A 6,556-nucleotide genomic window follows, 5' to 3' on the forward strand; every position below is an offset into this window, starting at 1 on the left:
ATGGGTGAGCGACAATTGCTTGTACGAAGGATGCCGATGGGCTTTAATTCCCACCCGAGTCGCAAAAATTCTATAGGAGCACGCCACGTGAGCCCAAAACCGTCCAGCGCACCGTCGTGGGATCTAAATACCGAGTATCCCGCCGTGGAATCTCCTGCTCTTGCTAGGGACCTTACCCTGGCCGGTGAGTTATGCGCGGAAATCCGCCAGCTCAGCGACCTGCTGCGTCCACTGGCCTCCCGGGATTTAGTGCCTGATGATCAAACGCGCGCTCTTGTCGCTAGTAACGTCCCACAGGCGATGCTCAAGTACGAGCAAGCTCTCGTCTTACTCCACAACGTGCAAACCTACTTGAGCTGCAGACTCAGCGTTGACGCAACTTTGGCGCCTGCCAAGGCGCTTTACGGGCAGGCCCAAAGTTTACAGGCGGCCTTAGAGGAGGCGTACTCACCTGTACAGCAAATCTTAAAGTACGTCGACGACGCCACTCTGGCGGCAGTGCTGGCCGATCCCGAGCTTAAAGCCTACGGTTACGCCGTCCGTAAACTGAGAGAACTTCGTGATTATGGACTCAGCCTGAGTGAAGAGGACATGCTGATAGCCTTTGGCGTCAATGGACCAACGGCATGGGGCAATCTATATGACAGCCTTGCTGGTGGCATCAGATGCCGCTTGGATTTACCAACCGGGGAACGCTGGGTTGGTCTGGCAGAAGCCGCTAGCCTCAGCCAAGATCCTAGCGAGATCGTCAGAGCCACCGCCCACAAGGCGATCCGTCAGGCCTGGCAAGAACACGAGGAGGCCGCTGCCGCTATCCTGAATGCTCTCTCTGGTTGGCGGATTGAAGAATATCGGCGTCGCTCATCGCGGCGTGCCATGCATTTCCTCAAGACACCGCTGCATCAAAATCGTATCAAGCCCGCCACCCTAGACGCCATGATGGCTGCCGTCAGCGATAAAAAAGATCTAGGCCACCGCGTCCTCAGACTGCAGGCAAAACTACTAGGTAAGAAGACGCTGGCGCCGTGGGACCTATTTGCCCCCTGCCCTCAGCTCAGTCACGGTGGCTGGCAGCCTCCAAGTTTTGACGATGCTATCAGTATCATTGCGCGCGCCTACGCGGCCATTCATCCGGATATGGGTGCATTTGTCCACATGATGGCAGAAAAAAGGTGGATCGAGGCCACGGTAGGTCCTCACAAGCGCCCAGGAGCCTATTGCACCCAGTTTGCTAAATCACGCACGCCACGCGTGTATATGACCTATACTGGCGGCATGCGTGAGCTAAAAACGCTAGCGCATGAACTCGGTCATGCCTTCCATAATTGGGTGATGCGCGACATGAAGATCGCCGCGACACATTACCCCATGACGCTCGCCGAGACAGCGAGCATATTTGGCGAGACCGTGGTCAATGCTGCCTTACTTGAACAAGCTAAGGATCCAGCTGATCGGCTCCAGTTCACCTGGGCCCAAGCACGCGAGGTAGAATCCTTCGTCCTCAATATCCCGGCTCGCTTTCACTTTGAGCGCAGGTTTTACGAGCAACGGCAGCGGTCTACACTGAGTCCTGACGAGCTTCGCCGCCTCATGACGGAGAGCTGGCAAGCCTGGTATGGCGACTCCTTATCAGAGACGGAGCCAATGTTCTGGGCGAGCAAACTACACTTTTCTATTGCCGATCTTAGCTTTTACAATTTCCCCTACACATTCGGCTATCTATTCGCACTCGGTGTTTATGCTCAGCGCCCTAAACTAGGTTCCGACTTCTACACGCGCTACGTCGCTCTACTGCGCGATACAGGCAGTATGGACGCTGAAGAAGTCGCATATAAATATTTAGGCGTGGATCTGACGCAGCCTGAATTTTGGCACCAAAGTTTGGCCATAGCAGAACAGAGCGTGCTGGCATTTGAGGCAGCAGCTACCGATTATTTACAGGCTAAAAGTTGAGTCAGCCATAGGCCCATGGTAGCGTTTAAGCACGTAACGTCAAAATAGGGAGTAGTTTTATGCGTAACATCGCTCGTCACGTCATCGCAGTTGTTTCAATGAGCGCTACCCTAGTTGCAGGCCAGGCTATGGCTGGTGATGCTAAATGGGTTTGCAGCAAAGACGGCAGCGAACTCACCGTCAAAGGCAGTAAAGCCGCAGAGAAAAAGAAAGACTGTGAGCACCAAGGTGGCACCTGGGAGAAGGCTAAAGCCAAGGCAGAGCAAGCTGCTCCTGCTGCCGATCAGGGTCATGGCGGTGGCGGCTCCTGGTAATTTCATTGTACCGGGGAGACGCCCTTGAGTCAGATTTGGACCTTTCCAGGCTTAAAAGCGATTCCTAAACGCACTGTGGGTGTCGGGCTCACCATGGCTACGGCAGCTGCATTGACTCTGGCGGGATACGAGCTGGTAAGGAGTCCAAGCAACTCAATCTTTGCCAGTGTCTATGGCAAAGCGCAACTACCGCTCGTCACATCACTGATTCCGGTGATGGTCGTAGCGGTAGCCTTCTTTTACGCACGTATGCTGACGGTGCTAGGCCCGAGGCGAACACTACTCGTATCGACTCTGGGGACCTCAGGACTGCTGATACTGGCCTCGCTCGCTATACGCTACCAGGTGTCGAGCGTACTGTGGTTCCTCTACTTATTTAAAGAAGCCTATATTGTGCTGCTCATTGAGCAGTACTGGTCGTTTATTAATAGCTCCGTAGGGCGTGACGACTCACGACGCATCAACGGTGTCGTCTGTGGTATCGCATCCCTAGGGTCCATTGCAGCGGGATTGGTTGGTGGTCAACTAGCCGAAAGCCTAGGCACCACCAACTTGATCCTTGTTGCTGGGATCGTCACAATACCAGCGGCTATCGTGGCTGATCGGGCCTTTGCCATTTTTGGCGAACCAAAAGATCAAGATCGAGACCCGGGTCAAGACGGCACCATCATCGCTAAAGATGTCGGCCTCGGTGCATTTCGGCGCGAGCGTGTCCTCGTCGTGATCATGGCGCTGGTAGTCAAAGGTCAACTAGTCGGGACCTTACTCGGACTCGGTTTTCAAGGATCTCTTTATGACGCCTTGCCGGACGCCTCTAAGCAATCCGCATACTCCTATATTTTTTACGCGTGGGTCAATGGCATCGCGGCCGTCTTTCAGTTCCTGATCGCACCGCTAGTTCTCCCGTACCTTGGACCGCGCCGTGTTCTGATCGCTGTCCCATGTATCCATCTGATTGCAATAAGCTTCTGCCTCTGGCGCCCTGAACTCACCAGCTGGGCCATAGCATTTGCTGCTTTCAAATGTATCGACTACTCCATATTCAGAGCAGCTAAAGAAGCCCTGTACGTGCCCTTATCATTTGCCGCGCGTTACCGCGCTAAAGAGATGATCGATGTCGTTGGTTACCGATTTAGTAAGGGTATCACCTCGGGCATCATCACCTTGATTCAAGCGACTGGATTAGCTATTGCGGAAAGTGTTTTTGCCAGCGCATCTTTGGTATTTGTCGGGCTTTGGTTGGGAATTAGCTTTTGGCTACCTAAAGAGGGTGGGATACCAAATACTAGCTCACCGACGCCTACGGATTCGTGACGCAGGGTACCAAAGGCTCTATCCCAGAATGAAAAGACGACGCCAAAATTACAGTCAAAGTGCCTAGGATCCCGACTGTGGTGTAGCTGATGCTGATGAGGGCTCACTAGCAGCCAGCGTAAGATCCGTGGATAACACACAGGGACATGGCAGTGATGAAGATTGGTCGTAAACATATAGACGAAAAACCCTGCCCCCATTCCAAACACTGTGATCACAGGGGTAGCATCGATAAATATCGCATGGAAAAAGCCAAGTGCGATCCCCGATGCAGCAGCCCGACACGTATTGAGAATCACTGGTTCGAGTAAATGCTGCCTATAGGTCGTCATAGGTGTCAGCACCTCAGCGCTATGATGAATGCTGTGGAGACGCCATAAGATCGGATATTCGTGCATCCAGCGGTGCACCCAATACGAGCTGAAGTCTATGGCCAACATCGTCACTAATGTCGCCGCAACACCCTCAATGAGCACACTGGTCTGAATCCACCATGAGTCTGGGACGACCCGCGCCGCAAGCTCTAGGGTGATGTTGCGCGTCGGGACAAAAACAGCGGTCTCCAGCGCCACGACAAATCCTCGCAGGATCAGCAGATACATAAGGCTATACTGCAGATCCGTAAAGGCAGTTGGACTCAACCAAATCTCACGACTAAATAAGTAAATCCATGCCTCTTTGAGGCTGTAACGCACGGCCAGAATCAGCCAACCTAGCGCCATAACAATGGCGATAGCTATGTACGGCCAATAAAAAATGGTCTGCGGATTTTGTAGCCGTTCCATCACGTCTGGTGTCATGGGAGACCGAATATTTTTAGTGGTGCCGATGGCTTTGTTACGTCGGTGAATACTTGAAACGTCTGGGGCAGCGTCGTTGCAAAAGACTGCCGGCTCATCGCTGTGCAGAAGTAGCTATCGACTGCGTTGGCAAAGATCATGTTGGTAAATTGCTGGGGGCTAGCGCTACGAAACCGCTCAAGAATAGCGATTTTCGCAGGGGCAACACGCTGATGGTCGGCCAGATAGGCCAAAGTTAATCGAGCCTTCAAATCAGCAAAATTATTTATCAACTCCTGCCACTGGGGATCACGAAATTTGCTGGGCGCACCCGGATCTTGAACCCTAGCCATAAAATACTCAGAGTACATATAGGCGAACAGACGTAACAGTACGCCACGGATCACTTGGGAATTTTCGGCCACAACCAGTCTTAGTGGCGCTTGGTGATCGCCGATCCAACAAGCTGGAATTGTCGGTGCATCCCCGGGCATTTCCTTGCCGAGCATTTCCTTCTCTTCCGGACTTAGCGGCGTATCCTTACAAAGGCTGGCGGCATCACCTACTACCAACTGACCCTGAAGATTGACGAAGAGTAACTGCAACAGTGATCTTGGTACTGCTGCCAACGCGCTGAGCACTGCAAATCTTAACTCGGGTTTAGTCTCGACGCCCCTAATCACACCGGCCGTATCCAAGGCAGCAAGGTGTGGGGGCACTTGTTGAAGATTGTTGAAGGTCGCACCACACTGACCAACCGCCGTGAGCTGCTTGCCAGATGTGTCTAGTAAAGCGACACTCCCTTGATCTTGGGCGGCATCTTGAGAAGGACGCACTGCTGCCCGCTTGCAGCCACAAGCCGCAATGAACGTAAGGATAAGGATCCAGTACCGCGGCTCTCTCGTTACGGTTAATGATTTCATGAATGGCACTTCCTTACGTAGCCCGACTATGGAATTACTGTGGGATCCTGAGTGCCCTGAGACAAACCACCGCCCAATGTCGCACCAGCCACCGACCCCAGTAGCGTACCCAACTGCTGGTTCCCAATCAAATCACCCAAAAAACTACCCAAGCTAGCTCCGCCGAGAGCGCCCGCTCCCATACCCAGCAAACTTGATAGCAACGTCCCCAAATTGTCAGTAGGCGGTGATGGGCTCCCGACCGCAACCTGGGGCGCAGCAACATTGGGTGGAGGTGACCACGGTGCTGGTGCGGCAGGGGCTGGCTTCACGACAGTGGGCGGCTTGCTTTTATCTCCTACATGCGGACTTGCGGCCACGGCCTTACCAGGATCTCCAGCCTTCGCTTCAGCTCTGCGCGGTCCACTTACAGGTGGAGGGGCTGGTGCAGGGTCGACACATGACAGCAACATAGTAGCAATCAGAGGTAAGTACGCTGCGGTGGCAACCATGCGCAATGGAGAGCTCCTCACTCGCGAAAAATAAAAAACAGTCTAATCGGCTAGTTAATTACATTTTAACCATTATCCACCCGGCACTCAATCCATTGCAGGTTTTCGGACCCGCATCAAATAAAGGACTTTTGTTGACGCTTGTAACGCTCGATGCTACGAAACGGCTGCGCTCGATCGAAAACAGCACAGCCGATGAGGTTTTTATGAAATTATTACAGGTACTTGCCGCTTTATCCTGGACTCTCGCCAGTGGCCTCGCCGCCGCCGCCCCGCAAGACAGCGCGACCACCGAGACTGAGGCGACACCATGCGTTGCTGCAGCACAAAAGACCCACAAAGACAGCGCCGGAATCGCCTCGCTGCATTTTACCCAAGGCATGCGCGCCTGCTACGACATCATCGATCTCGGTCATCCAGTGCCGGGAAGTGTCTGCATCAAACGCGTCGAAACCAACTACGCACGCGACCTAGCTGCAGCTGAAAGCGCCCTAAATCAGGCACTTTTTGCCTGCCAAAATCCCACTCTCTAAATACTAACCACCTGGGAAATTAGTGCTGTCTAGCAGCACTATTTTCCCTCGTGATATATTCGGGATTATACCCGCCAGCTACCCTTCTTCCCTCCTGAATCCCCAAGTGCCTGTTAGGTATTGAATCACTCAACCTCGAAATGCGAGCGAACGATGAGAAAAAGTCGTCGTGATTTTCTGCGATCAAGCGGAATTCAGGGCTTCACATTTAATCTTTGGGGACGCGTGATCGCAAGGTCGACGTTGCTG

Annotated in this window: 7 protein-coding genes; 4 read left to right on the forward strand and 3 right to left on the reverse strand. The window is 53.2% G+C overall.

From position 1 onward, the window contains the following. The 3 genes from FJ146_18910 to FJ146_18920 are packed head-to-tail and all read left to right on the forward strand — an operon-like array spanning nucleotide 1 to nucleotide 3,581. Nucleotides 1-1,953, forward strand: coding sequence for a M3 family oligoendopeptidase (locus FJ146_18910; GenBank protein ID MBM4254043.1), 1,953 nt, complete (start codon nucleotides 1-3; stop codon nucleotides 1,951-1,953). A 59-nt stretch (nucleotides 1,954-2,012) separates the two neighbouring features. Then, nucleotides 2,013-2,267: a hypothetical protein gene (locus FJ146_18915; protein MBM4254044.1), complete on the forward strand. Its 255-nt coding sequence runs from the start codon at nucleotides 2,013-2,015 to the stop codon at nucleotides 2,265-2,267. Nucleotides 2,268-2,291: 24 nt separating this feature from the next. Continuing rightward, nucleotides 2,292-3,581, forward strand: coding sequence for an MFS transporter (locus tag FJ146_18920; GenBank protein ID MBM4254045.1), 1,290 nt, complete (start codon nucleotides 2,292-2,294; stop codon nucleotides 3,579-3,581). Here FJ146_18920 and FJ146_18925 read toward each other — a convergent pair. From FJ146_18925 to FJ146_18935, 3 genes are read right to left on the reverse strand one after another with little or no spacing between them, the layout of a single operon-like run. Then, entirely contained in the window at nucleotides 3,437-4,381 is a 945-nt protein-coding gene (locus FJ146_18925) for a sterol desaturase family protein (GenBank protein ID MBM4254046.1), read from the reverse strand. The two genes, FJ146_18920 and FJ146_18925, sit on opposite strands and share 145 nt — an antisense overlap. Next, nucleotides 4,378-5,283 (reverse strand): hypothetical protein, encoded by a 906-nt coding sequence (locus FJ146_18930; GenBank protein ID MBM4254047.1) that lies wholly within the window; start codon nucleotides 5,281-5,283, stop codon nucleotides 4,378-4,380. Before FJ146_18930 ends, FJ146_18925 begins: the two co-directional genes overlap by 4 nt. Before the next feature lie 26 nt (nucleotides 5,284-5,309). Further along, nucleotides 5,310-5,780 carry a hypothetical protein gene (locus FJ146_18935; GenBank protein MBM4254048.1) on the reverse strand — a complete coding sequence of 157 codons (471 nt, stop codon included), beginning with the start codon at nucleotides 5,778-5,780 and terminating at the stop codon, nucleotides 5,310-5,312. Nucleotides 5,781-5,980: 200 nt separating this feature from the next. Here FJ146_18935 and FJ146_18940 point away from each other — a divergent pair, with 200 nt between their 5' ends. After that, nucleotides 5,981-6,307: a hypothetical protein gene (locus FJ146_18940; GenBank protein ID MBM4254049.1), complete on the forward strand. Its 327-nt coding sequence runs from the start codon at nucleotides 5,981-5,983 to the stop codon at nucleotides 6,305-6,307. The last annotated feature ends 249 nt before the right edge of the window (nucleotides 6,308-6,556 follow it).

Source organism: Deltaproteobacteria bacterium, from assembly GCA_016874735.1.
In the GTDB taxonomy this organism is placed as follows: domain Bacteria; phylum Bdellovibrionota_B; class Oligoflexia; order Oligoflexales; family CAIYRB01; genus CAIYRB01.